The organism is Achromobacter sp. NFACC18-2 (assembly GCF_900108985.1).
In the GTDB taxonomy this organism is placed as follows: domain Bacteria; phylum Pseudomonadota; class Gammaproteobacteria; order Burkholderiales; family Burkholderiaceae_B; genus Achromobacter.
This window is the reverse complement of sequence record NZ_FNYM01000006.1, coordinates 260,674-284,745: the sequence shown is the minus strand read 5'-3', so window position 1 is coordinate 284,745 and position 24,072 is coordinate 260,674. Positions and strand designations below refer to the sequence as shown.

Sequence of the window (24,072 nt, the reverse complement as noted above, 5' to 3'; positions counted from 1 at the left end):
AGCGCCTGGACGCGGTCAGCGGTCGGCGACCGCGCAACCGGCCAGCGCCAGCGGCTTGCCCGCGTAGATGCGGCCAAAGCGGTTGCTCAACAGCGCGTCCAGGCCGATGGCTTCCTGGCCCACGAACCCCTGCTGCGGCAGCACGCCCATGGCCACCAGATCCAGCGCCGCGCAGATGCCCGCGGCGGTCGAGAGCTGGATGGCGCTGAGGCGATGGCCATCGACTTCCGCGCCGAACACGCGGATCGGGTAGGACTCTTCTTCCAGGCGGCCGCGGCGATAGCCGGAGGCCGACGCCTGGATGACGATCACGTCCTGTTCGGTGGTGGGAATGGCCGACTCGAAGATGTCCTTGAGGAGGTCGCGACGGTCGCGCAGCCGCAGGTCATTGAGGAGCAGCTTCATGATGCTGCAGTGGCCGGGATAGCGCACCGACTTGTAATCCACATTGCGCGCGCGGCCCAGCAGCGTCGCGGGCAGGGTGCCCAGGCCGCCGGAGGTGTTGAAGGCCTCGTATTCCACGCCGTCCAGCGCGAAGGTTTCGTAGCCTTCCAGGGCGGGGACGCTGGTGAGTTGACCGTCGACGATGGCTTCGCACGGGTTGCAGTATTCGTTGATCAGCCCTTCGGTGCTCCACGTCAGGTTGTAGCGCAGGCTGTTGGAGGGATAACGCGGCAGGGCGCCCACGCGCATGCGCAGGTCCAGCAGGGTGTCGAAACGGCGCGCCAGCGCGTTGCCGACGATGCCGATGAAGCCCGGCGCCAGGCCGCATTGAGGCATGAGCACCGTGCTGACGCCTTTGGCCAGCGCCTGGATGGCATGGGTGCTGGCCACGTCCTCGGTCAGGTCGAAATAATGCACGCCGGCCTTCGCGCATAGGCCCGCCACCGCAATGGCGCGGTGAAACGGCAGCGCATTGACCACGGCGTAGGCGCCTTCGATGCACCGCGCCACGCTGGCGTCGTCGCCGATCTGGCGCGTTTCGCATCCCAGCTCGGCCAGCACCGCGAGGCGCCCGGCGTCCTGGTCGGCGACCAGGACGGTGTAATCGCCGCTGCGTTCCAGCATCAGGGCGATGGCAAAGCCGATCTTGCCGGCGCCCAGCAGGACGATGGATTTGGTGTGCGTGGACATGGTGCTGCTCCTGCAATGTGGGGGAGGGAAGTGGCCTCATCCTATGCGGGAGCGCTGTCGATTTGTAGCTGCAAAAGTGTCGTAATGGCCTAAGTTGCAGGCGTTATGACCAAATCGAACGTCGAAACGTCAATGACAAAGCCCTCCGGCTTGTGGCCGGAGGGCTTTGAGAGGCAAATCGCGCCCGAGCGGGCGATGCGATCAGCTGCCCATTTGGGGCGGGTAGTCCATGTTGCCGAAGGTCACCAGGCCTTCCGCCTTGGCCTGGGCCAGTTGCGATTCGACCTGGGCGCGAGTCAGCGACGTGGCGGTTGCCGACGCGGCGACGGGCGGGTAGTCCAGGTTGCCGAAGGTGACTTGGCCAGCGTTCTTGGCCTGGGCCAGGTCAGCTTGGACTTGTTGCGAGGACAGGCTGGACTTCTGCACGATCGGGGCGGGGTAGCCTTCTTCGCCGAAGGTGTATTGGCCCGAGGCCTTGGCTTGTTGCAGTTCGGCCTGGACCTGGGCGCGGGTGGGGCCCTGGTCGGCTTCGGCGGCTTGGGCGCCAGCGGCCAGAACGGACATGGACAACATCAATGCGGTAGCAAGGGTTTTCATGGCAGACCTCCGATGTCTTGTGAGCTTGGGATCCGAGCCGCTGGCCTAATTGCCTGGGGCTCGCTTGCTGTGTCCCGATGAGAGGCATTCTGTGCCTAAACAACCCTGGGATAAACCCTTATTCTCAGAAAACATCTTTCCAAAATCATGGCTAATCGATTTGAATTAACCATGTTGGCACCATGGATGGCGATATTTCCACCGGGTGACAGGTCATGTTCCTGGCCGACGCGGGCCGGCCAGGCGGCGGCGCGTATCGCGCCTTTTCAGCGGTTCAGCTCGGCCAGTGCGGCGTCGTAGTCGGCCTGCGCCTCTTGCAGCTTGCGCTGCGCCTTGTCGATCTTGTCCTGCTTGCCCTTGGCGCGCGCTTCCTTCAGTTCCTCCTGCCGCTCGGCGACGTCGGCTTGCTTTTCGCGCACCTCGGCTTCGCGCTGCGATTGCAGGCGGCTGTCGGTGCAGTTGGCCTTGGCTTCGGCCAGCGCCTTGCGCAGGCCCGCCTCGCGGCGCGAATTGTTCTGCGCCTGGGCGGCGGCGATGTCGTTTTCGATGTGGCAGAACTTGGCCGCGCAACCGCGCAGCGCGGCGCAGTCGGAGGCGGCCTGTGCGGGCAGCGCGCCAAGAAGGGCGCACGCGGCGGCGGCGGCAGTCAGGGATTTGATCGTTGCGGGCATGCGGTGTCTCCGTGACGGTGGGGCGGAAGCACCATCATCCCCCGAGCGCGGCAGGCCCGCAAATGCGCGTCAGCGGATCAGCGCGCCCGCCAGCGCGGCCACGACCAGCAGGGCGCCCAGCCACAGATTGGCGCGAAACAGCATGAAATTGCGGTCCGGGCGCTGGATGTCGAAGACCTTCAGTTGCCAGGCGAGGTGCGCGGCCACGGCCGCCATCCCCACCTGATAGGCCCACGACAAGCCCATGGCATGACCGCCCCAGGCCCACAGCAGCACGGTGCCCAGATAGAACCCGCCGATCCACAGCTTGCCCTGGTCGCCAAACCGCATGGCGGTCGAGTGCAGGCCCAGGCTGCGGTCGTCGCGCACGTCCACGTAGGCGTAGATGCTGTCGTACCCCACCTGCCACAGCACCGCGCCCAGCCACATGGCGATGGCGGCCAGCGGGACGTGGTTCTGCGTGTCGGACCAGGCCATCAGCATGCCCCAGTTGAAGCAGATGCCCAGCACCACCTGTGGCCAGTACGTGACGCGCTTGCACAGGGGATAGATGAAGACGAACGGCAGCACGGCGACGGCCAGCCAGCGGCTCATGTCGTTCAGGAAGAAGAGCAGCGACCCGCAGACCAGCAACTGGCCGAGCAGGAACCAGACGGCGTTCTTCATCGTCAACTGGCCGCTCGTCAACGGACGGAAGCGCGTGCGTTCCACATGCTTGTCGAAGTTGCGGTCGCACATGTCGTTGACGGTGCAGCCAATGCCGCGCATCAGCAGCGCGCCCAGCGAGAACACGATGAGCCGCTTGAGGTCGGGCAGCCCGCCCGCCGCCTGCACCAGCGCGGCGATGGCCGGCAGCAGGGTCAGCCAGGTGCCGATGGGCCGGTCCAGCCGGCACAGGCGGGCATAGGGCCGCCACGACTTGGGCAGCCAGCGTTCGACCCAGTCGGTGAAGACGATGTCGCTGAGATCGGTAGGGGATTGTTGCGAAGCGCTCACTGTCACGGTCAGGAATCGGTCGGGAAAGCCGACAGCATAAAACAACGGCCGGGCATTGCGCCCGGCCGGTATGTGGTCAGGCGCCGCCGAAGCGGGCCTGCCTGGGCGGGAGCCTTACTCGGCCTTCAACAGCTTGCCGAGGATGGCGATGCCGGTGCGGATCTTGTCTTCCGGCACGGTGGCAAAGCTCAGGCGCAGCGTGTTGCGCTTGCCTTCGCCGCTGTAGAACGGCGCGCCGGGCACGAACGCGACGTTCTGGGCGATGGCCTTTTCCAGCAGCTTGGTGCTGTCGATGTGCTCGGGCAAGGTCAGCCAGATGAACATGCCGCCTTCGGGCTTGGTCCAGGTGACGGTGGACGGGAATTCCTGCTGGATGGCGTCCAGCATGCATTTGCCCTGGGCGCGATAGATCTCGCGCACGTTGGGCAGGTGCTCGGCCAGGAAGCCGTCCTTGACGATCTCGTACACGGCCATCTGGGTCAGCGTGGGCGTGTGCAGGTCGGTGGCCTGCTTGGCTTGCACCAGCTTGTTGATGAGGGCGCGGCCGGCGGCGATATAGCCCAGGCGCAGGCCGGGGGCCAGCACCTTGGAGAACGTGCCCAGGCGCACGACGTTGGCGCCGTATTCCTTGGCCAGCGTGATCAGGCCGGGCTGCGGCTCGCCGGCGTAGCGCAGTTCGCCGTAGGGATCGTCCTCGACGATGGTCAGGCCCAGTTCGGCGGCGCGCTTGACCAGCGCGATGCGGCGCTCGAGGTTGAGGGTGCGGCCGGTGGGGTTCTGGAAATTGGGCAGGGCGTACAGGAAGCGGGCGCCGTCGGCCAGTTCGGGGGTGATGGCTTCGGGGATCAGGCCGCCTTCGTCGGTGGGCACCGGCACGAACTTGGGCTGGTACAGGCTGAACGATTGCAGCGCCCCCAGGTAGCTGGGGTCTTCGACCAGCACCTTGCTGTCCTTGTCGATCAGCACCTTGCCCAGCAGGTCCAGCGCCTGCTGCGAGCCGGACACGATCAGGACCTGGTCGGGGGCGACGTCGGCGCCGGCGGCGGTCAGGTCATCGGCGACCCACTTGCGCAGCGGCGCGTAGCCTTCGGTCGGGCCGTATTGCAGGGCCGCGCGGCCGTTGGTGGACAGGACCTTGTCGAATGCTGCTCGTACCACCTCTACCGGAAAGCCGCCCGGCGCAGGCAGGCCGCCCGCGAACGAAATGACTTCAGGACGCTCGGTTACCTTGAGGATCTCGCGGATGGCGGAGCTGGTGAGTTGCAGGGCGCGTTCCGAAAAGGAAAACGCAGGTTCGATAGGCTTGTCCATGGAGTGCTTCTTGATCAAGAAGGGTGGGTCGGTTGATGCGTTTGACAACAAAGTATTGTCCCACACGGTAACAGCCCGGCCCCTTTAACGGGTGGAACCCCTAAAATCACCTGCATCGATAACCGCCTGTACAGTTACATTTCCATGTTCGAAGCCGCTCCCATCGTCGCCGATTCCAAGGCTGCCCTGTACGCCGAACTCGCCGTCCAGGCGCGCGCCCTGCTGCAAGGCGAGCCCGACCGCATCGCCAATGCCGCCAACCTGAGCGCGCTGGCCTTCCAGGCCTTGCCCGACCTGAATTGGGTGGGCTTTTATTTCTTCGACGGCCAGGAGCTGGTGCTGGGCCCCTTTCAGGGCAAGCCCGCCTGCGTGCGCATCCCGCTGAATCGCGGGGTGTGCGGCGCGGCCGCCAGCCAGCGCCAGACGCAGCTCGTGCCGGACGTGCATGCCTTCCCCGGCCACATCGCCTGCGACGCGGCCTCGCGCTCCGAAATCGTGGTGCCGCTGGTGCACCGGGGCGAGCTGATCGGCGTCTGGGACGTGGACAGCCCCGTGCCGGGCCGCTTCGATGAAGACGACCGCAAGGGCATGCAGGCCCTGTGCGAGGTGTTCCTGGCCACGCTGGCCTGATCTTCAGGCCGGGCCGGTCGCCTGCCCGGATCCGCCACCTCGTTGACACCGCCGCGCGCGCCCGGTAGATTTCCGCAACCGTCGCCTCATCGCGCTTCGCCATTTCATGATTCCTCAGGCCCACCAGACTGCTGCACGTATCCGCGCCCTTGGCGTGGTGCTGGCTGCCGCCGGCCTGAAATCCAAAAAACAGCCGCTCATCTGACCGGAGCATGCTGTTCCGTCAGATGGGCGACGGAACAGCGGCCTCCTGGCGGCGCGTTTGCGCCTCCGCGCGCACCCCCTGACATCCCGAGCACTTCTGTACGGTCCCACCACGGTCCTACCGAAGGAGTGTTCTCATGCAATCACATCAATCTCTGTTCCAGGGCGTCTGGGTGCCGCTGGTCACGCCGTTTTCGGGCGGCGCGGTCGACGGCGGGGCCCTGCGCCGCCTCGTGCGGCACTACGTGGCCGCGGGCGTGGACGGGCTGGTCGTGTGCGGCAGCACCGGCGAGGCCGCATCCCTGGACGACGCCGAGCAGCTTGCCGTGCTGGACGCGGTGCTGGCCGAAGCGGGCAGCCTGCCCATCGTCATGGGCCTGGCAGGCAATCACCAGGGACACGTGCTGCAGCGGCTGTCGGCGTTCGGCACCCGGCCGCTGGCCGGCATCCTGGCGCCCGCGCCGTACTACGTGCGCGCCGGCCAGGAAGGCGCGGCCGCGTACTTCCGCTGCCTGGCCGACGCCTCGCGCTCTCCGCTGGTGCTCTACGACATTCCCTACCGCACCGGCACCACGCTGGACACGTCGACCCTGCTGGCGCTGGCCGCGCATCCCAACATCGCCGCAATCAAGGACTGCGGCGGCTCCCTGGAAAAGACGGTGGCGCTGATCGCCGACGGCCGGATGAACGTGCTGGCCGGCGAGGACCTGCAATCGCTTTCTGTGCTGTGCCTGGGCGGAACCGGCATGATCGCCGCCGCCGCGCACCTGCGCCCCGACCTCTTCGTGGCGATGCACCGCGCGGTGCGGGACCAGCGGCTGGACGAGGCCAGGGCGCTGTTCCACGCGCTGGCGCCGGTGATCCAGCGGGTGTTCGCCGAGCCCAACCCGGGACCGCTGAAGGCCCAACTGGCGCGCCAGGGGCTGCTGTCGAACGAGCTTCGTCTGCCGATGCTGCCGGCCAGCGCGGCGCTCGGAGAGCGGCTGGACGCGGCCGTCACGGCGCTCGATCGCCAGTTTCCCGTGGCGGCAGCGACCCTGCGCGCGGCGTGAGCGCTTTGTGGCGTCCGGATTCAATTGGTAATAATTGACTCGCCCGGACGCTGACGGATTGCTTATCATGCGGCCATTCTTCAGGGTGAAACAAAACCTACATGGGTCAAGCTTTCGAAGCCTTGTCCGCCTGGCAGGTGATGCTGGCGGGGCTGCTGTTCTTTGGCGGCATCTACCTGGCCTTTGGCGCGGCCACCTGGCTGTTGACCCGGCATGTCCTGCCGGCGCTCGGCCTGGGCCGCCCGCTCGACCCGCGTCCGCTGGCGCCGGGCCAGTTGCGGCGCGAGTTCGCGCAGTCCGGCTTGTCGATCCTGCTGTTCGGCACCGGCATGATCTTTCCGTGGGGCCTGCTGCAACTGGGTTGGGCGCGCCTGGACCCGGACGCGAGCGGGCTGCAGATCGTGCTGGAAATCCTGGCGCTGGTGGCCTGGAACGACGTGCATTTCTGGATCAACCACCGCCTGCTGCACACGCGGCTGCTGCGCCGTTTTCACCTGCCGCACCACCGCTCCGTCGTCACCACGCCGTTTTCGACCTACAGCTTTCATCCCATCGAGGCGCTGATGCTGGGCAACGTGATCCTGCTGCCCATGGTGGTGCACGACTTCAGCTTCTGGTCGCTGGCGTCGGTGCCGATCTTCAGCCTGTTCTTCAATTGCATCGGGCACGCCAATTACGACTTCTTCCCCAAGGTGTCGTACGCGCATTGGTTCGCCGCCAGCCGGCGGCATCATCTGCACCACGCCTGCTACAACGGCAATTACGGCTTCCAATTCACCTTCATGGACCGCCTGTTCCGCACGCGGCTGGGCGCGCAGGCGGCGGAGCGCCAGCTTGACGCCTACCGGCAGCGCGAGCCGGGCGCCGGCCAGCGGGGCAACGCATAGTGGCGGCAGTCCTGGGTCGGCGCCGCGGACTGCCGGCGCTGCGCAACCGGCGCGATTGGCAGAGCCTGGCCTATCTGGCCGCGCTGCCCGCGCTGGCGGCGTGGCAATGGGTCTACGGGTTCTGGTGGCCGCTGTATGGGTTGATGCTGTTCCTGACGCTGGGCATCGGCGTCATCCATCACAACCACACGCACATCCGGATGTGGCGCGGACGGCGCGCGAACCGGATCACAGACTTCTGGATCACGCTGCTGCAGGGGCATCCCACCTTCGTGTTCTATCCGGCACACGTGGCCAATCATCACCGCTACAAGCATGGGGTGCGCGACGTGGCGCGCACCTACCGTTTCGGCGGCGACACGAATCACTTGTGGGGCTATGTCATCCACCCCGTCCAGGCGGTGTGGGTGCTGTATCCGCTGTTCTTCGCGTGGCTGGGGCGGCTGCGCCGCCACTGGCCCGGCGCGTGGCGGTACTGCATGGCGCAGTACGGCGCGTGGCTGGGCCTGTGGGCCGGATTGATCGCGCTGAACCCGGTCAAGGCGCTGGTGTTCGTGATCGTGCCGCAGCTCCATGGCCTGCATTGGCTGCTGGCCACAAATTACCTGCAGCATGCGCACGCGGACGGCGGGCCCCGGCACGTGGCCGGCCTGAACTACGCGCGCAACTTCGAGGGCCTGGTCAACCCGCTGCTTTTCAATATCGGCCTGCATACCGCGCATCACGAGCATCCGCGGGCGCACTGGTCCGAACTGACCCGCCTGCACCGCGACCACTATCGCGGCCGCGTGCGAAGCGAACTGAATGAACGCGGCCTGACTCCCTACATGTTCCGTGTCTTCATCCTGGGCGCCTTCGTTCCGCGGTTTCGCAGCCGTTCCTGCATGGCGCCCGAGCACGTCCGCTAGCGCCGCATTGCCACCTTTCACCAGAGATCCGCCATGCCTATTGCGTTTCATCGTGTCTACCTGGAGAGCGCCGGCTATTTCATGCCGGGCGAGCCCGTGTCCAACGAAGCGATGGACAGTTACATCGCGCCGCTGAACCGCATGTCCAGCCGGATCAAGAGCCGCATCCTGGCCGAGAACGGCATCAAGCAGCGTTACTACGCCATCGATCCCGACGGCGCGACCGTGTTCTCCAACGCGCAGCTCGCGGCCAACGCCATCCGCGACTGCCTGCGGCGCCACGACAGCGATCTGTCGGCCGTGTCCATGCTCACGAGCGGATCGTCGGGCGGCGATGCGCTGATGCCGGGTTTTTCGAACATGATCCAGGGCGAGCTGGCCGCGCCGCCCATGGAAACGCTGTCGGTGCATGGCATCTGCGCCGCGGGCGTGTCCGCCATCCAGGCCGCCGCGCAGGGCGTGGAGCTGGGGGCGCATGCCAGCGCCCTGGCCGTGGCGAGCGAACTGCCGTCGCGCCTGTTCAAGCGCTCGCGCTTCGCCGCGCGCGGCTATGACGCGGATTTCGACGCGCACTTCCTGCGCTGGATGCTGTCGGACGGGGCCGGCGCGGTGCTGCTGGGCAACAGCGGCCGGCCGCTGGCCGGCGCGTCGCAGGGCGTGCGCCTGCGCTTGAAATGGGTGCACCAGCGCTCGTTCTCGGGCGACTACCCCGTGTGCATGCAGCTCGGGCTGTCGGCGGACCGGAGCAAGGGGCACCTGGACTACCCGTCCTGGAACGAGGCCGAGGCGGACGGCGCGCTGTCGCTGCGCCAGGACATCCGCCTGCTGCCGCATCTGTTCGATATCGGCATCCATGAATACGCCAAGCTGGTGCGCGACGGCTGGGTGGATCCGGACCAGGTCGACCACTTCCTGTGCCATTACTCATCCGAGAAATTCATCCCCGTGGTGGAAGACCTGATGGAAAAGGCGGGCCTTGCGATCCCGCGCGAGCGCTGGTTCAGCAACCTGGCCTGGCGCGGCAACACTGGCGCCGCGTCCATCCTGATCATGCTGGCCGAGTTCCTGGAGACGCGCGAGGTCAAGCCGGGCGAGCAGATCTTCTGCTACATCCCGGAATCCGGGCGCTTCATGGCGGCCTACATGCTGCTGGAAGCCGAGGCGGTCCACGCCAGCCCCGGCGTCGCCGCCGGTGCTGCCGCCGCCGCCGCGCGCCAGGACGCGGCGAGCTTGGACGCCGAAGCGATCGCGCCGCCGCACGATCCCGACATGGCCCCGCAAGGCCTGGGGCAACTGCTGACCGAGCTGGCGTCCATCTGGCACGACTACCGCTCGCGCGTGTGGCGCACGCCGGTGGTCAGGCGCCTGCGCGAGCGCCGGTTCCAGACCGCGGACTACCTGACCTGGATGGAGAACTGGATCCCGCAGGTGCGCGAAGGCAGCAAGTGGATGCGGGAGGGCGCCGCCTCGCTGTCCGAGCAGTACGCGCCCCTGGCCGCGCTGATCGACACGCACGCGGGCGAAGAGCAGAACGATTTCCAGATCCTGTTCCAGGACTACCGCACGGCGGGCGGCACGGTGGACAACATCGACGCCCTGCGCCGCAATCCCGGCGGCGAGGCGCTCAACGCCTATCTGCACGGGCTGGCGGCCACGCGCGATCCGATCGGGCTGCTGGGCGCGATCTACATCATCGAGGGCACGGGACAGCGCATCGTGCCGGCGTTGCTGCCGCTGCTCAAGGCAAGCCTGAAGCTGCCGCCCGACGCCTTCCGCTTCCTGGAATACCACGGCCACAACGACGAGCACCACCTGGCCCGGTGGCTGACCGCCGTGGAGCTGGCGCTCGATTGCGACGAGGAAGGGCGCGCCGCGCAGCGCATCGTCGACACTGCGCGCCGCACGGCGGCGCTCTACCTGATGCAGTTTCATCATGTGATGGAGGCGGACGCGGCATGAACAAGGAGCCCGAATTCCTTGCCCGGGAACACGATCCCTCGGACCCGAGCCCCTGGCTCGCGCTGTACCTGGACCGCAGCACGCCGCTGCCGGACAAGGTCAAGAAGGCCTGGCTGACGGACTCGAGCTGCGCGTCGCGCCAGTATCTGCTGCCGTTCCTGCGGCCGATCGCGCGCGCCTTCATCATCCTGATCCAGGTCGTCAAGACCTTCCTGCCGCGCCGCTGGTCGCATTCGAAGCTGCTGCATCGCATCCTGGCCTGGGGCCTGAAGCGGTTCGTGTCGCCCGAGGCCAACTGGCTGATCCTGCGGCATTTCCACCTGGGCGCGCAGGCGCTGGCCTTCATCGCCGCCAACTCGCCGGTGCCGATCACCACGACGCCGCTCGAGCCGATGGAGATCGACGATCTGAAGGACGATCTCTTCGTCAAGCACGACCTGAATCTCTTTAACTTCGTCATCCGCCTGAACCAGGCGCTGCGCGATGCGGGCGTGGAGATGCATGCGCCCCAGAAGGTGGACTTCTCCATGCTCCGCGACCCGCCGATCCGGCTGGAGGACATGCCGCGGGGCAAGCTGAACTTCCTGGACCTGCAAAGCGCCATCGAGCTTTTCACGCCGCTGTACCAGCTGATGCTGACCGACAACGACTTCTGGCGCGCGGCCAATTCGTTGCAGCTGGACGAGACCATCGGCATCTATGCGGCCAAGCTGCTGGGGGCGCCGCAGCACCTGATCCTGGTCAACAACAACCATCCGCTGGTGCCGCTGTCGACCCTGCGCGCGGGCTACCGGCTGGTGCTGCACGGGCTGTCCACCGAGATGCTGCACAGCCTGCTGATGGAGATGAAAGCGGCGCAGGCGGGCGCCGAACCGCCGGCCCCGATCGCGTAGAAAAGACGGCAGGGATCAGTGTTGACCCGGCGTTACATCGTCCGGCCGGTGGGCTATATTGCGACGCTTGTCCGACAAGCCTGCCGGAACGTGTATCTGTTGCGCGGCGCGCCGTCGCGCGGCGGATCCGCCCGACGGCGCGCCGCGTGAACCCGTTACAGGAATTCCCCTACATGCCCCAGCCGCTAGAGGTCATCGCCACCATTTTGTTCGCCGTGGCGGTCCTCCATACTTTCTCGGTTCCCTTCTTCGCGCGGCTCGCGCATCGTGGCGGACCGCATGCGGGCTTCTGGCATCTGTTTTCCGAAGTCGAGGCCGTCTTCGGCGTCTGGGCCTTCGCGCTGATCGTGACGATGGCGTCGCTGGGCGGACCCGCCAGCGCCATCGCGTACATGGACACCCGCAACTTCACGGAGCCGTTGTTCGTCTTCGTCATCATGGTCGTGGCCGCCAGCCGGCCGATTCTGGAGCTGGTGGGCCTGCTGGTCCGCGTCGTGGCCCGGGCCCTGCCCCTGCCGCGCGAACTGTCCACCTTCTTCGTGGTGATGGCGATGGTGCCGCTGGGCGGCTCGTTCATCACCGAGCCCGCCGCCATGACCCTGGCGGCCATCCTGTTGCGCGATGCCTACTTCCGCACCAGCGGCCGGGCCGGCTTCAAGTACCTGACCCTGGGCGTGCTGTTCGTGAACGTGTCCATCGGCGGGGTGCTGACTTCATACGCCGCGCCGCCCGTGCTGATGGTCGCGGGCACGTTCGGGTGGGATGCCGCCTTCATGATGCAGCATTTCGGGTGGCGCGCCGCGGTCGCGGTGTGCCTGAACGCCGGCCTGCTGACGTTCATCTGCCGCAAGGCGCTGATGGAGCACTCGGTGGGCACCGGCGGCGGCGTGGACGCGCCGCAGGGCGCGGGCAAGCGTGCGCCGGTGCCGGCCATCGTGATCCTGGTGCACCTGGTCTTTCTGGTCGCCGTGGTGCTGACGGCGCATCATCCCGCCATTTTCCTGGGCCTGCTCATGATGTTCATCGGCTTCTCGGAGGCCTACAAGCGGCACCAGGACCGCCTGATGATCAAAGAGGGCCTGATGGTGGGCTTTTTCCTGGCGGGGCTGGTGGTGCTGGGCGGCCTGCAGAAATGGTGGCTGCAGGACCTGTTGGGCGGGCTGGAACCGTTCCTGCTGTTCTGGGGGGCCACCGCGCTTACCGCCATCACCGACAATGCGGCCCTGACGTATCTGGGGTCGCTCGTGGAAGGCACCAACGAGACGTGGCGCTACATGCTGGTGGCCGGCGCCGTGACCGGCGGCGGCCTGACGGTGATCGCCAACGCCCCGAATCCCGCGGGCTTCGCCATCCTAAAGAACCATTTCCCCGACGGCAGCATTTCCTCCGGGCGCCTCTTCCTGTGCGCCCTGGCGCCCACCCTGGTGGCCGCCGCGATGTTCCTGCTGCCCGTGTAGGGCAGGGGCCGCCGGGCCCCCGGGGCCGCGCCGGGGGCGGCGGCTTCCGGCCGGCAGGCCGGGCAGGCCTGCGATGCTTTAAGAAAAACCGCTAAAATTCAACACTTTCCCGTATTTTTCCGGCCTAGCCCTGCCGCCGAACCCTGCGCCCGCGCAGGGCGGACCGGCGGAATTTGATATGCCCGGCTTGCGCCTGGGAGCCCTCGATGCCCATCTACGCCTATAAGTGCAGCGCCTGCGGCCATGCCAAAGACGTCTTGCAGAAGATTTCCGATGCGCCGCTTTCGGATTGCCCCGAATGCGGCCAAAGCACATTCTCCAAGCAGGTGACCGCGGCTGGATTCCAGCTCAAGGGCTCCGGCTGGTATGTCACGGATTTCCGTGGCAATGGCAGCGGCAGCGGCCAGGGCGCCGCGCCGGCCGGTGCGCCGGCGGCGTCCGCCGAAAGCGCCGCGCCCGCCGCGGCGCCGGCTGCAACGCCCGCCCCGGCGGCGCCCGCTGCCGGCGGCACCACCGCCTAGAGCCCGCGCGATGCGGATGCGCGTCTTCAAGAAGTACTTCATCACCGGCCTGCTGATCTGGGTTCCCCTGGTCATCACGGTGTGGGTACTGGGACTGCTGGTCGCCACCCTGGAAGGGTTCGTGCCCGGTTTTCTGTCGTCCGAATCGCTTTTCGGCGTCGACATTCCCGGTTTCCGCTTCGTCCTGGTCATCGTGGTGGTGCTTCTGACGGGCGTGTTCGCAGCCAACCTGATCGGCCGCACCATGGTGGACCAGTGGGAAAACCTGCTGGGCCGCATCCCGCTGGTGCGCTCCATCTACAACTCGGTCAAGCAGGTCAGCGATACCGTGCTTGCCCCCAACGGACAGGCGTTTCGCCGCGCGGTGCTGGTGCAGTACCCGCGCGCGGGGGCCTGGACCATCGCCTTCGTCACCGGCTCGCCCAGCGGGGAAGTGGCCGCCAGCCTGCCTGGCGACCACATCAGCGTGTACGTGCCGACGACGCCGAACCCCACGTCCGGCTTTTTCCTGATGGTGCCTCGCGAAGAGGCGATCGACCTTCAGATGAGCGTGGACGCGGCATTGAAGTACATCGTTTCCATGGGCGTGGTCGCCCCGGGCCCGGCGGCGACGCCCGCGGTCCGGCCGGCTGCGCTCTCTCCGGCGCCGGGCGTGCACGACGCACCCCGCGCAGATTCGTAACCCTTACGCTCAAACCAAGCACACAACGGAGTCATCCCGCATGCGTACCTGCTACACCGGCCAGGTTTGCCGTGACCATCTCGGCCAGACCGTCACCCTGTACGGCTGGGTGAACCGCCGCCGCGACCACGGCGGGGTCATCTTCATCGACCTGCGCGACCGCGCGGGCCTGGCCCAGATCGTGTTCGATCCGGACAACGCCGCCTTCGCCACCGCCGAGCGCCTGCGCAACGAATTCTGCATCCGCGTCACGGGCCTGGTGCGCGAGCGTCCGGCCGGCACAGCCAACGCCGAACTGGCCTCGGGCGAGGTCGAAGTGCTCTGCAAGGAAGTCGAAATCCTGAACGCGTCGGTCACGCCGCCGTTCCAGCTCGATGACGACAACCTGTCCGAGACCACCCGCCTGACGCACCGCGTGCTGGACCTGCGCCGCCCGCAGATGCAGCGCAACCTGATGCTGCGCTATCGCGTGTCCATCGAGACCCGCAAGTTCCTGGACGAGCTGGGCTTCATCGACATCGAAACCCCCATGCTGGCCAAGAGCACGCCCGAAGGCGCGCGCGATTACCTGGTGCCCTCGCGTGTGAACGCCGGCCACTTCTTCGCGCTGCCGCAGTCGCCGCAGCTCTTCAAGCAGATGCTGATGGTTTCGGGCTTTGACCGTTACTACCAGATCACCAAGTGCTTCCGCGACGAAGACCTGCGCGCCGACCGCCAGCCTGAATTCACCCAGATCGACTGCGAAACCTCGTTCCTGAACGAATTCGAAATCCGCGAGATCTTCGAGAACCTGATCCGCCACGTCTTCAAGGTGGTTCAGGGCGTCGACCTGCCGTCGCCGTTCCCCATCATGCCCTGGACCGAGGCGATGCGCCGCTACGGCTCGGACAAGCCGGACCTGCGCGTGCAGCTCGAATTCACCGACATCACCGACGTGATGCGCGACGTGGACTTCAAGGTGTTCGCCGCCGCCGCCACGGCGCCCGGCAGCCGCGTGGTCGCCCTGCGCGTGCCGGGCGGGGCCGAGATGTCGCGCAGCGAGATCGACGCCTACACCCAGTTCGTCGGCATCTACGGCGCCAAGGGCCTGGCCTACATCAAGGTCAACGACGTGGCCAAGGGCCGCGACGGCCTGCAATCGCCCATCGTCAAGAACCTGCATGACGCCGCGCTGGCCGAGCTGGTCAAGCGCACGGGCGCCCAGGACGGCGACATCATCTTCTTTGGCGCGGACCGCGAGAAGGTCGTCAACGACGCCATCGGCGCGCTGCGCGTGAAGATCGGCCACAGCGAATTCGGCAAGAAGACGGGTCTGTTCACGGCCGGCTGGAAGCCGCTGTGGGTGGTCGACTTCCCGATGTTCGAGTACGACGAGGAAGACGGCCGCTACACCGCCGCCCACCACCCGTTCACCAGCCCCAAGGACGGCCACGAAGACTTCCTGGAATCCGATCCCAGCAAGGCGTTCGCCAAGGCCTACGACATGGTGCTGAACGGTTGGGAAATTGGCGGCGGCTCGGTCCGTATCCATCGCGAAGAAGTGCAGAGCAAGGTGTTCCGCGCGCTGAAGATCGGCGCCGAGGAAGCCCGCGAGAAGTTCGGCTACCTGCTGGACGCGCTGCAATACGGCGCGCCTCCGCACGGCGGCATCGCCTTCGGCCTGGACCGCATCGTCACGATGATGACCGGCGCCGAATCGATCCGCGACGTGATCGCCTTCCCGAAGACGCAACGCGCCCAGGACCTCCTGACGCAAGCGCCGTCGGAAGTCGACGAGAAGCAACTGCGCGAGCTGCACATCCGCCTGCGCAACGTCGAGAAGTAGACCCCCCCGAAGCGCCTGCGGCGCCTCCCCCCAGGGGGCCCGCTGGCGGACCGGCGGAGCCGGATCCGCGGCGGTGCGCTTGCGGTGCGCTCGCGCACCGGCACCGCAAAGGTGGGAACGGCCGGCTGAAATGGAGTAATCTGGCTGACGCCGCCCGACGTGGCGGCGCCTGGCCAGAGGACCTTCCGGGACCCGGCCGGCGGTTCCCCAGATTTGAAAGGCGCCATTGCTTCCATGTCGCTCATCCGAGTCGTCAGCTACAACATACACAAGGGCCGTTCGGCACTGGGCCGGCGCGACTCCCTGAATGAACTTCGCCTGGGCCTGTACGGCCTGCGCCCCGACCTGGTCTTCCTGCAGGAGGTCCAGGGCCGCAACGAGCAGAAGTCGCTGCTCGATGCCCAGCACGAATCCCTGGCCGCCGCATTGCGGCTGGATGTGGCTTACGGCCGCAATGCGGTCCGCCACGCCACTGACCACGGCAACGCGTTGCTGTCGCGCTATCCCATCATCGAGCATGAGAACCTGGACATCTCCGACCACCGGCTGGAGCAGCGCGGGCTGCTGCATGCCCGTATCGACGTCGGGGATCGCGCGGTGCATTGCTTCGTGGTGCACCTGGGACTGTTCGCCGGCAGCCGCAGCCGCCAGATCCTGGCGCTGACCGAGCGCATCAAGCGCATGGTGCCCGACGGCGAGCCCATCCTGATCGCCGGGGACTTCAACGACTGGAACGACCGCCTGGCGCCCCTGTTCGTGCAGCAGCTGGGGCTCTACGAGGTGTTTTCGCACGCTCCGCGCAGCCATGGCGGCGACCTGCCGCGCCTGCGCGACTCGGTCAAGCGGCTGAGCAACGCCCTGCGCGGGCTGCCCAACAGCGGCGTCTCCGTCATGGAGCGCACCAACCAGCTCGGCATGGAAGGCAGTGCGCCCCTGCTGCAGCCGCCGCCGCGCACGTTCCCGGCCGTGTTTCCGTGGTTCCGCCTGGACCGCATCTACCAGCGCGGCTTTGCCGTGCGCAGTGCGCGCGTGCTGCGCGGCCGCGAATGGGCCAAGCTGTCCGACCACTCTCCCTTGCTGGCGGAGCTTGAACTGCCGTGAAGGATGAGCAGGACAAGCTGGAATGGGCGCAGGGCAACGATATCCGTTTGCTGCAGAACGGCGCCGACTTTTTTCCTGCCCTGTGCGCGGCGATCGACGCCGCCAAGGTCAGCGTGCACCTGGAAACCTACATCTTCATGGTCGACCGGACCGGCGCGAAAGTGCTGGAATGCCTGGCGTCGGCGGCGCGCCGCGGGGTCAAGGTGCGCGTGGTCCTGGACGGATTCGGCAGTGCCCTGCACGCCGAGCGGGTGCGCATCGCGCTGACCAACGCCGGCGCGCAGTGCCGCATCTTCCGGCCTGAACCGCGCTGGTTCGCGCGCTTCGTGCCGTCGCGCAGCCGCCTGCGACGGCTGCACCGCAAGGTCACGGTCGTCGACGGCCGCCTCGCTTTCATCGGCGGCATCAATATCGTCGATGACTATGACGACCTGGATCCCACGGACGGCCTTACCGGCCCGCGGTTCGACTTCGCCGTGCACGTGCAAGGCCCGCTGGTTGCGCAGGCCGCCTATGCGCAGGAACTGCTGTGGGTGCGCCTGAACTGGGCGCGGCTGCGGCGCCACCCGCGCGACTGGAACCGCATGCAGCTGCTCAAGCCGCGCGACGTGCCGGTGGAGCCGGGCGGCGTGCTGCGCGCGGCCCTGGTGCTGCGCGACAATCTGCGCTTTCGCCGGACGTTCGAGCGCGCGTACCTGTTAGGCATCTCGCGCGCGCGCCGCGACATCCTGATCGCGAACGCGTACTTCTTTCCCGGCGTGCGCTTTCGCCGCGCGCTGGCCAAGGCCGCGGCCCGCGGCGTGCGCGTGCGGCTGCTGCTGCAGGGCAAGGTCGAATACCGGATGCAGTACCACGCCACGCGCTCGCTGTATGACAAGCTGCTGCGCGACGGCATCGAAATCTATGAGTACATGCCGAGCTACCTGCACGCCAAGGTGGCGGTGATCGACAACGTGGCCACCGTCGGCTCGTCCAACCTGGATCCCTTCAGCCTGCTGCTCGCGCGCGAGGCCAACGTCGTGGTCGACAGCCAGCCGTTTGCCTGGGACCTGCAGGAACGCCTGGAAACCGCCATCCGCGAGGGCGGCCGCTTCATCCGGCCGCTGGACTACCAGCGCCGGGGCTTCCTGCGGCGCTGGATCGACGCGATGTCCTACACGCTGCTGCGGATCGGCGTGGCGTTCACGGGCACGTCGGACAAATACTGAGCGCGCGCGTTCAGCGGCGCGGTTTGAGCAGACCCAGCGCCAGCGCGGTTCCCACCAGGATGATGGCGGCGCCGATCGCGATGGACGGCGTGACGGCCTCGTCCAGCAGCGTCGCGCCCCACACCACGCCGAAGATCGGCACCAGAAAGGTCACGCTCACCGCCGCGGTGGGGCCGACATTCGCGATCAGGCGAAAGAAGATGATGTAGGCCGCGCCGGTGCAGACGACCGCCAGCAGAATCGTGGCGATCCAGGCCGTGGCCGATGCCGGTGTGTCGGGCCAGGCCGGAATGGCGAACGGCAGCAGCACCAGCGACGCGGCGACCATGCTGCCGGTGGCGCTGGCCAGCGCGTCCACGCCGGACAGGAATCGTTTGGTCCAGTTGGCCGCGATGCCGTAGAAGACCGGCGCCGAAATGGCGGCCAGCACGGCCGGCCCGGTGCCGCCGGCGCCGAAGTCCAGCTTGTTCCACACCAGCACCACGATGCCGACCAGGCCGATCAGCAGCCCCAGCGACCGCATCCAGGGCAGCTTGTCCTTGAGCCACAACCATCCCACCACCGCGCCCCAGACGGGCGTCACCGCATTGGCCACCGACAGGAACCCGGCGCCGAGCGACTGGGCGGCGTAGGCATACAGCAGGAACGGCACCGCGGCATTGAGCGTGCCCACCACCAGCAGCGCCTTCCAGTGGCGTGCGATCACGCGCAACTTGCCGCGCCACAGCGCGGCCGGCAGCAGGAACAGCGCGGCCAGGCCCACCCGCAGCTCGATCAGCGCGATGGGGCCGAACTCGGGCACCGCCACGCGCATGAACAGGAAAGAACCGCCCCAGACAGCGGCCAGGAGCAGCAGGTCCATCAGATTGCGTTGACGCATGAGTTGTCTCGGAGGAGCGCCTTATTTCCGGTTCGTGACCAGATTCTTCATCTTGACCCGGTGCGCCAGCAGCGCGCAGGTCAGGGACAGGACGACGCACAGGACCAGGCCGGTGCGCACGCCGTTCAGCACCGTGCTATGGGAAATCAGGATGCCGACCACGGCGGTGCCCAGGGCGCTGCCGATGGCGCGCGTGGTCTGCACCAGCGCCGAGGCGACGCCGACGTCGCGCCGTTCGCTCAGCATCTGCATGAAGAGCGTCAGGTTGGGCAGCAGAAAGCCCAGCGCGCAGCCGTTGACGAAGAACGCGCTCAGGATCCACCAGGCCGACGTGCCCGGCGAGATCAGCAGCACCATCAGCGAGCCGGCCGCGAGCAGCCCGCCGCCGAACACCATCAGCCGCTGCGGCTCGGTCTGCTTGGGAAACATGCGGCCGTTGATGATGCTGCCCACCGAGATGGCCGCGACCAGCGGCGTCAGCAGCAGGCCTGCCTGGCTGGGCGTGTAGCCCAGCACCTGTTGCAGCAGCAGCGGGCTGTAGAAGATCAGGATGAACATGACCGCGCCCACCATCATGGCCGCCAGGTTCAACAGGCGCGGCTCGCGCCCGGACAGGACGCGCAGCGGGAAGATCGGCGACTGCACCCGTCGTTCCGTCGGGATCAGGATGGCGATGGCGGCCGCGCCGACCAGCGCCAGCGTCAGGCCCAGCACCGGCTGCGCGTGATCGCCGCTGGCAAAGGCCAGTTCCAGCGCGGCGAGCGGCGCGCCCACCGCCAGCACCAGCAGGATGGCGCCCACCCAGTCGATCTTGCGGTTGCCGTCGTGGATGGGGCGGATGCGCGGGAAGTAGCGCGCCAGCAGGAAAAACGCGCCCGCGGCCGCGATCGGCGAAATGAAGAACGCCGCGCGCCAGCCCAGCGCCTGCGTGGCCGCGCCGCCCAGCACCGGACCGATGCCGCTGGCCATCGCGAAGGCTGCCGACACCAGCGCCATCCATCTCACCCGCTGCTTGGCGTCGGGAAAGAGGTCGGCCGGCGCCGCAAACGCGGTGGCGATCATCATGCCCCCGCCGATCCCCTGCAGGGTGCGGAACACGATCAGTTGCGTCATGGACTGCGCCAGCCCACAGGCAATGGAGCCGAGCGCGATGATGAGGACCGACACCAGCATGAGGGGCTTGCGCCCGAACATGTCGCCCAGCCGGCCGAAGATGAGGATGGATGCGGCGGTGGCGAGCAGGTAGCCGGTGCCGACCCACGCATAGAGCGCCATGCCGTTGAGCGCTTCGGCCACGCGCGGCAGCGTGGTGCTGATGATGGTGGAATCGAACGCCGCCAGCACCACGGTCGCCGATACGCCGGCCATCGCCATCAGCAGGTCCCGCCGTGAACGTGCGGGATCGGCGGCGGGCTGGGGCGGTGAGGGCGGCGGCGTCATGCCGCCAAGGATATCACCGGCACCCTAGGGTTATCACTTGTAAAACGTGTGGTATCCCCAGAAAACCGCGATCACCAGCACCACCAGCATCCACGACCAGCGCGAATTCGCCAGGCCGCGCGGCTCGGGTTCGGGGGGAGGAGGGGGAGGGGCCATGCGCGGCTGCGCCGCCATGTGGTCGATGAAGGCGGTGAAGAACTTGTCGATGATTTTTTCGGCGGCCTTCAGCAGCACGCTTTCCCCGCACTCGGCCAGCTTGCCGCCCGCCATGCCGGCCACCGTGTAGGCCACGCGCGTGCCTTCGTCCTTGGTGGACAGGTTGACCTGGGCGGTGCCGATCGCCAGGCAGGCGGCGCGGCCCTTGCCTTCGAACACCAGGGTGCAGCTATCGGGGGCGTTGACGTCCGACAGCAGGATCTCGCCCTCGTAGTCGGTGTCGATTCCGGCGATCTTGGCGCGCAGCGTGACGGCATATTCGGTCGGGCTGCGCATCGCGACTTCCACGCAGCCCGGAATGCACTTCTGCAGCACTCGCGGGTCGGTCAACGCATCCCAGGTCTGGTGCTGCGTCGAAGGAATCCATTGGGCATCGGCAATGCGCATGGCTGTCTCCTTGTAGGAAGCGTTATGCGTACATTCTCTGCCCAAAAAGCGGGTTTGGCTATCGGGGGGCCGGCGCCAGGCCGGATCAGCGTCCCTGCCTGTCGCCCGCCAGCAGCGAGATCCAGTGCCGGGTGGACTGGTCGTGCGATGGGGCTTGCGGTTCGCCATGCAGTTCGCGCAGGATGCCGCTGGCCATCTTCTTGCCGGCCTCCACGCCCCATTGGTCGAACGGATTGATGCCCCAGATCAGGCCCTGCACGAAGACCTTGTGCTCGTAGAGCGCCAGCAGGGCGCCCAGCGCCTCGGGCGTCAGGCGCGGCAGCACGATCAGCGTCGACGGCCGGCCGCCCTGATGGTGGCGATGGCGGGCCAGCCATTGCGCGTTGGCCTGCGGCATTCCCTGAGCCAGCAGCGCGGCCTCGTCCGTATCGATGGAGGTGCCGCGCAGCAGGGTCTGGCGCTGGGCCAGGCAATTGGCCAGCAGCATGGCGTGTTCCTCGACCCACTGGTGATCGGCTTCGCGGCACATGATGAAATCCACCGCGGCGCCGTCGGTGCCCTGGTGCAGCCATTGGAAAAACGTATGCTGCCCGTCCGTGCCCGGCATGCCCCAGACCGAAGGCCCGGTCGGCACGCCCACGGGCCTGCCGGCGATATCCACCGACTTGCCCAGCGATTCCATGTCGAGCTGCTGCAGATAGGGCGCCAGGAACTGCAGGCGGGCGTCATAGGCGGCGATGCTGAGCGAGCCATAACCCAGCACACTGCGGTTGGCGACCCCGGCCAGCGCGAGCTGCGCGGGCGCGTTATCGGCGATGGGGGCCTGCGCAAAGTGGTCGTCCATGGCGGCCGCCCCGGCGCGGATGCCTTCGATCACGTCCAGCCCGACCGCCAGCGCCACGGGCAGACCGACCGCCGACCAGAGCGAGTAGCGCCCGCCCACCCAGTCCCAGAACCGGAAGATCTGGCTGTCGGGAATCCCGAGCTGGGCGGCGGCGGCCGGCCGGGCCGTGATGGCGACGACCTGCCGGTAGGGGGCTGCGATGCCCGCGTCCGCCAGCCATTGCACCGCGCGGCGCAGGTTGGCAAGGGTCTCGGCCGTGGTGAAGGACTTGGACGTCACCACCACCAGCGTTTCGTGGGGGTCGATGTCCTGGACCGCATCCTCGATGGCGTGTCCGTCGATGTTGGCGACGAACTTCAAGGTCCGGCGGCAACCATAGCCGCCACAGGCGTCCGTCGCCAGGCGCACGCCCCAGTCGCTGCCGCCGATCCCGATGTGGATGATGGACTTCCACTGTCCCCGCGCGTCGGCGTCCAGCACGAAGTCGCGCACCCGCTGGTGTTCGCGGGCCACCTCCTCGATGGGGGCGGGCGCGCGCAGCATGGTGTGCCAGGCGGCGCGGTCCTCGGTCATGTTCACGGGTTCGCCCGCCATCAGCGCCTTGCGCGCGGCGTCAAAGCCGCGGGCCTCCAGCAGCGCCTCGCCCGCCCGGCGGGCTGCGGGGGAATCCACGTGCGCGCTCAGGTCGATCGTCAGGCCGGCTGCCTGCACGAGGTGCAGCGCGTCGGGGCGAAACGACGCTTCCAGCACGGCTTCGGAATATGCCTTCCATTCGGACAGGTGCAACAGGCTTGCGTGTTCAGCGGGTTTGAAAGGATGCATATATTCGAGAATACGTCTTGATACTGGAATGGGCTTCGCACTATGCGCCTGGGGGCGCCGACGCAAGCTACAACTCCATTGCGCAGGCCGGATTTTAGCTGGCTCCGGAAAGCTGATGCGGCGCCATTTATTAATGCGGTCTTCGTTTCTAATCCTATGAAAAGCTGTCGATTTTCTGCAGTGTGGCCCGCGCTCATCTAGCGCTACAATCGCGCCTACTTCAACAGGCGCCACCTTTCATGCTGTACGTCCTTGTAGCGTTTCTGGTTTCGCTCATCTCAACCTTGCTGATCGTCCGCTACCGCTCTTGGCATGATGGCCTGACGGCCGATCATGATTTGGACGGTGTGCAAAAGTATCACTCCGCCCCGGTTCCCCGCATCGGGGGGTTGTCACTGCTCGTGTCCAGCGGTGTGACGTGTGCATTGGTTGCCATACGCGAACCCGACGTATTGCCCAGCATGGTGCTGCTGTTGGCTGCGGGCATGCCTGCATTCCTTGGTGGGTTTGCCGAGGATCTGACCAAACAGGTGCGCGTGCTGGTTCGGCTGGGCCTGGCAATGCTGTCCGGGGTGGCTGCATTTTATTTTCTTGGCGCCGCCGTCACCCGTGTCGACATAATCGGTTTGGACTGGTTGCTGCAGTTTGGAATAGTTTCGTTGGTGTTTACAACGGTAGCCATCGGCGGCGCCGCCAATGCGATAAATATCATCGATGGATATAACGGCTTGGCTGCCGTGGTTTCCGCAATGATATTGGCCGGTTTTGCCTATGTTTCCTTTTATTTGGGCGATCGTTTTCTATTGATCGTGGCGTTGAGTACGTTGGGCGCGGTTATAGGTTTCCTGGTCTGGAATTACCCGCACGGCCATATATTCCTTGGCGACGGCGGGGCGTATTTCCTGGGTTTCATCATCGGAGAACTGTCCGTGCTGATGCTGGCAAGGCACCCCTATGTGTCGGCCTGGTTTCCGCTTCTCCTGTGCATCTATCCGGTGTTCGAAACGCTGTTCTCCATCTATCGCAAAAAGTGGCTGCGTGGCCGCTCGCCTGGCGCGCCGGATGGGGTGCACCTGCATATGCTGATTTACAAGCGCCTGGTCCGCTGGGCCATCGGCTCGCGCGAAATGCGGCATCAGACGCAGCGCAATTCGATGACGTCGCCTTACCTGTGGCTGCTGTCGTCGCTGGCGGTCATTCCGGCGGTGCTGTTCTGGCAGGAGCCCTGGCTGCTGATGCTGTTTACGGGCATATTCTCGACCACCTATGTCGTGCTGTATCGCAAGCTGGTTTTGTTCCGCATGCCGAAATGGATGATCGTGAAGAAAAAGAAGCGGCAATAATCCCCCCGCCGCCGGGCCTCGGGGGCTGCCGCCAAGGCGGGCCGAAACCGGGCGCCGGTTTGCGCAGCAATCGCCATTGTTGATGTACAGTTCGGGCTGCGTTG

General features: G+C 66.7%; 22 protein-coding genes. 13 read left to right on the top strand and 9 right to left on the bottom strand.

What is annotated here, in order from left to right; genetic code table 11:
• Positions 1-15: 15 nt before the first annotated feature.
• The 5 genes from BMW75_RS11840 to BMW75_RS11820 all read right to left on the bottom strand — a co-directional run bounded on the left by BMW75_RS11840 (position 16) and on the right by BMW75_RS11820 (position 4,709).
• Complete coding sequence (locus BMW75_RS11840; RefSeq protein ID WP_092579488.1) at positions 16-1,134, bottom strand: saccharopine dehydrogenase family protein; 1,119 nt, start codon at positions 1,132-1,134, stop codon at positions 16-18.
• Between the two features lie 201 nt (positions 1,135-1,335).
• Positions 1,336-1,731 (bottom strand): DUF4148 domain-containing protein, encoded by a 396-nt coding sequence (locus BMW75_RS11835; RefSeq protein WP_092579486.1) that lies wholly within the window; start codon positions 1,729-1,731, stop codon positions 1,336-1,338.
• Positions 1,732-1,997: 266 nt separating this feature from the next.
• Positions 1,998-2,402, bottom strand: a complete 405-nt coding sequence (locus BMW75_RS11830) for a DUF1090 domain-containing protein (RefSeq protein WP_092579484.1) — start codon at positions 2,400-2,402, stop codon at positions 1,998-2,000.
• Between the two features lie 69 nt (positions 2,403-2,471).
• A complete protein-coding gene (gene ubiA, locus BMW75_RS11825) occupies positions 2,472-3,398 on the bottom strand; it encodes a 4-hydroxybenzoate octaprenyltransferase (protein ID WP_076521890.1) in 927 nt (308 codons plus the stop codon).
• 114 nt (positions 3,399-3,512) lie between these two features.
• Positions 3,513-4,709, bottom strand: a complete 1,197-nt coding sequence (locus BMW75_RS11820; protein WP_092579482.1) for an aminotransferase-like domain-containing protein — start codon at positions 4,707-4,709, stop codon at positions 3,513-3,515.
• Positions 4,710-4,853: 144 nt separating this feature from the next.
• Here BMW75_RS11820 and BMW75_RS11815 point away from each other — a divergent pair, with 144 nt between their 5' ends.
• The 12 genes from BMW75_RS11815 (at position 4,854) to clsB (ending at position 18,036) form a co-directional block, all read left to right on the top strand.
• Positions 4,854-5,339, top strand: coding sequence for a GAF domain-containing protein (locus BMW75_RS11815; protein WP_092579480.1), 486 nt, complete (start codon positions 4,854-4,856; stop codon positions 5,337-5,339).
• A 341-nt stretch (positions 5,340-5,680) separates the two neighbouring features.
• Positions 5,681-6,595 carry a 4-hydroxy-tetrahydrodipicolinate synthase gene (gene dapA / locus BMW75_RS11810; protein WP_092579478.1) on the top strand — a complete coding sequence of 305 codons (915 nt, stop codon included), beginning with the start codon at positions 5,681-5,683 and terminating at the stop codon, positions 6,593-6,595.
• Between the two features lie 101 nt (positions 6,596-6,696).
• Positions 6,697-7,482, top strand: coding sequence for a sterol desaturase family protein (locus tag BMW75_RS11805; protein ID WP_092579476.1), 786 nt, complete (start codon positions 6,697-6,699; stop codon positions 7,480-7,482).
• Positions 7,482-8,390 (top strand): fatty acid desaturase, encoded by a 909-nt coding sequence (locus tag BMW75_RS11800; protein WP_092579474.1) that lies wholly within the window; start codon positions 7,482-7,484, stop codon positions 8,388-8,390. The genes BMW75_RS11805 and BMW75_RS11800 overlap by 1 nt, the downstream gene beginning before the upstream one ends.
• A 33-nt stretch (positions 8,391-8,423) precedes the next feature.
• Positions 8,424-10,349: a StlD/DarB family beta-ketosynthase gene (locus BMW75_RS11795; RefSeq protein WP_092579472.1), complete on the top strand. Its 1,926-nt coding sequence runs from the start codon at positions 8,424-8,426 to the stop codon at positions 10,347-10,349.
• On the top strand, positions 10,346-11,242 hold the full coding sequence (locus tag BMW75_RS11790; RefSeq protein WP_092579470.1) for a DUF6999 family protein: 897 nt from the start codon (positions 10,346-10,348) through the stop codon (positions 11,240-11,242). Before BMW75_RS11795 ends, BMW75_RS11790 begins: the two co-directional genes overlap by 4 nt.
• A 173-nt stretch (positions 11,243-11,415) precedes the next feature.
• Positions 11,416-12,699: a putative Na+/H+ antiporter gene (locus BMW75_RS11785; protein ID WP_092579468.1), complete on the top strand. Its 1,284-nt coding sequence runs from the start codon at positions 11,416-11,418 to the stop codon at positions 12,697-12,699.
• Positions 12,700-12,905: 206 nt separating this feature from the next.
• Entirely contained in the window at positions 12,906-13,220 is a 315-nt protein-coding gene (locus BMW75_RS11780) for an FmdB family zinc ribbon protein (RefSeq protein WP_092579466.1), read from the top strand.
• Positions 13,221-13,236: 16 nt separating this feature from the next.
• Positions 13,237-13,902 (top strand): DUF502 domain-containing protein, encoded by a 666-nt coding sequence (locus BMW75_RS11775; protein WP_175493155.1) that lies wholly within the window; start codon positions 13,237-13,239, stop codon positions 13,900-13,902.
• Positions 13,903-13,942: 40 nt separating this feature from the next.
• Positions 13,943-15,727 (top strand): aspartate--tRNA ligase, encoded by a 1,785-nt coding sequence (gene aspS, locus BMW75_RS11770; protein ID WP_076518376.1) that lies wholly within the window; start codon positions 13,943-13,945, stop codon positions 15,725-15,727.
• Between the two features lie 234 nt (positions 15,728-15,961).
• Positions 15,962-16,828 (top strand): endonuclease/exonuclease/phosphatase family protein, encoded by an 867-nt coding sequence (locus BMW75_RS11765; protein WP_092579462.1) that lies wholly within the window; start codon positions 15,962-15,964, stop codon positions 16,826-16,828.
• On the top strand, positions 16,825-18,036 hold the full coding sequence (clsB, locus tag BMW75_RS11760; protein ID WP_092579460.1) for a cardiolipin synthase ClsB: 1,212 nt from the start codon (positions 16,825-16,827) through the stop codon (positions 18,034-18,036). The genes BMW75_RS11765 and clsB overlap by 4 nt, the downstream gene beginning before the upstream one ends.
• A gap of 10 nt (positions 18,037-18,046) precedes the next feature.
• On the opposite strand, the gene BMW75_RS11755 is transcribed toward clsB, so the two are convergent.
• The 4 genes from BMW75_RS11755 to pgi all read right to left on the bottom strand — a co-directional run bounded on the left by BMW75_RS11755 (position 18,047) and on the right by pgi (position 22,625).
• A complete protein-coding gene (locus tag BMW75_RS11755; RefSeq protein WP_092579458.1) occupies positions 18,047-18,916 on the bottom strand; it encodes a DMT family transporter in 870 nt (289 codons plus the stop codon).
• Positions 18,917-18,937: 21 nt separating this feature from the next.
• Positions 18,938-20,290 carry an MFS transporter gene (locus BMW75_RS11750; RefSeq protein WP_175493154.1) on the bottom strand — a complete coding sequence of 451 codons (1,353 nt, stop codon included), beginning with the start codon at positions 20,288-20,290 and terminating at the stop codon, positions 18,938-18,940.
• 99 nt (positions 20,291-20,389) lie between these two features.
• Positions 20,390-20,959 (bottom strand): SRPBCC family protein, encoded by a 570-nt coding sequence (locus tag BMW75_RS11745; protein ID WP_076518381.1) that lies wholly within the window; start codon positions 20,957-20,959, stop codon positions 20,390-20,392.
• An 85-nt stretch (positions 20,960-21,044) separates the two neighbouring features.
• Positions 21,045-22,625, bottom strand: coding sequence for a glucose-6-phosphate isomerase (pgi, locus tag BMW75_RS11740; protein ID WP_092579454.1), 1,581 nt, complete (start codon positions 22,623-22,625; stop codon positions 21,045-21,047).
• Positions 22,626-22,864: 239 nt separating this feature from the next.
• Here pgi and BMW75_RS11735 point away from each other — a divergent pair, with 239 nt between their 5' ends.
• A complete protein-coding gene (locus BMW75_RS11735; protein WP_092579452.1) occupies positions 22,865-23,968 on the top strand; it encodes an MraY family glycosyltransferase in 1,104 nt (367 codons plus the stop codon).
• Positions 23,969-24,072: the final 104 nt, after the last annotated feature.

What these genes read in the sequence shown, in the direction of transcription:
- dapA (WP_092579478.1), top strand. Translation starts at nt 5,681, where the DNA reads ATGCAATCACATCAATCTCTGTTCCAGGGCGTCTGGGTGCCGCTGGTC.
- BMW75_RS11805 (WP_092579476.1), top strand. Translation starts at nt 6,697, where the DNA reads ATGGGTCAAGCTTTCGAAGCCTTGTCCGCCTGGCAGGTGATGCTGGCG.
- BMW75_RS11830 (WP_092579484.1), bottom strand. Translation starts at nt 2,402, where the DNA reads ATGCCCGCAACGATCAAATCCCTGACTGCCGCCGCCGCCGCGTGCGCC.
- BMW75_RS11820 (WP_092579482.1), bottom strand. Translation starts at nt 4,709, where the DNA reads ATGGACAAGCCTATCGAACCTGCGTTTTCCTTTTCGGAACGCGCCCTG.
- BMW75_RS11745 (WP_076518381.1), bottom strand. Translation starts at nt 20,959, where the DNA reads ATGCGCATTGCCGATGCCCAATGGATTCCTTCGACGCAGCACCAGACC.
- BMW75_RS11835 (WP_092579486.1), bottom strand. Translation starts at nt 1,731, where the DNA reads ATGAAAACCCTTGCTACCGCATTGATGTTGTCCATGTCCGTTCTGGCC.
- pgi (WP_092579454.1), bottom strand. Translation starts at nt 22,625, where the DNA reads ATGCATCCTTTCAAACCCGCTGAACACGCAAGCCTGTTGCACCTGTCC.
- BMW75_RS11795 (WP_092579472.1), top strand. Translation starts at nt 8,424, where the DNA reads ATGCCTATTGCGTTTCATCGTGTCTACCTGGAGAGCGCCGGCTATTTC.
- BMW75_RS11780 (WP_092579466.1), top strand. Translation starts at nt 12,906, where the DNA reads ATGCCCATCTACGCCTATAAGTGCAGCGCCTGCGGCCATGCCAAAGAC.
- BMW75_RS11790 (WP_092579470.1), top strand. Translation starts at nt 10,346, where the DNA reads ATGAACAAGGAGCCCGAATTCCTTGCCCGGGAACACGATCCCTCGGAC.
- BMW75_RS11840 (WP_092579488.1), bottom strand. Translation starts at nt 1,134, where the DNA reads ATGTCCACGCACACCAAATCCATCGTCCTGCTGGGCGCCGGCAAGATC.
- BMW75_RS11755 (WP_092579458.1), bottom strand. Translation starts at nt 18,916, where the DNA reads ATGCGTCAACGCAATCTGATGGACCTGCTGCTCCTGGCCGCTGTCTGG.
- BMW75_RS11815 (WP_092579480.1), top strand. Translation starts at nt 4,854, where the DNA reads ATGTTCGAAGCCGCTCCCATCGTCGCCGATTCCAAGGCTGCCCTGTAC.
- BMW75_RS11750 (WP_175493154.1), bottom strand. Translation starts at nt 20,290, where the DNA reads ATGGCGATGGCCGGCGTATCGGCGACCGTGGTGCTGGCGGCGTTCGAT.
- BMW75_RS11775 (WP_175493155.1), top strand. Translation starts at nt 13,237, where the DNA reads ATGCGCGTCTTCAAGAAGTACTTCATCACCGGCCTGCTGATCTGGGTT.
- BMW75_RS11735 (WP_092579452.1), top strand. Translation starts at nt 22,865, where the DNA reads ATGCTGTACGTCCTTGTAGCGTTTCTGGTTTCGCTCATCTCAACCTTG.
- BMW75_RS11765 (WP_092579462.1), top strand. Translation starts at nt 15,962, where the DNA reads ATGTCGCTCATCCGAGTCGTCAGCTACAACATACACAAGGGCCGTTCG.
- BMW75_RS11785 (WP_092579468.1), top strand. Translation starts at nt 11,416, where the DNA reads ATGCCCCAGCCGCTAGAGGTCATCGCCACCATTTTGTTCGCCGTGGCG.
- aspS (WP_076518376.1), top strand. Translation starts at nt 13,943, where the DNA reads ATGCGTACCTGCTACACCGGCCAGGTTTGCCGTGACCATCTCGGCCAG.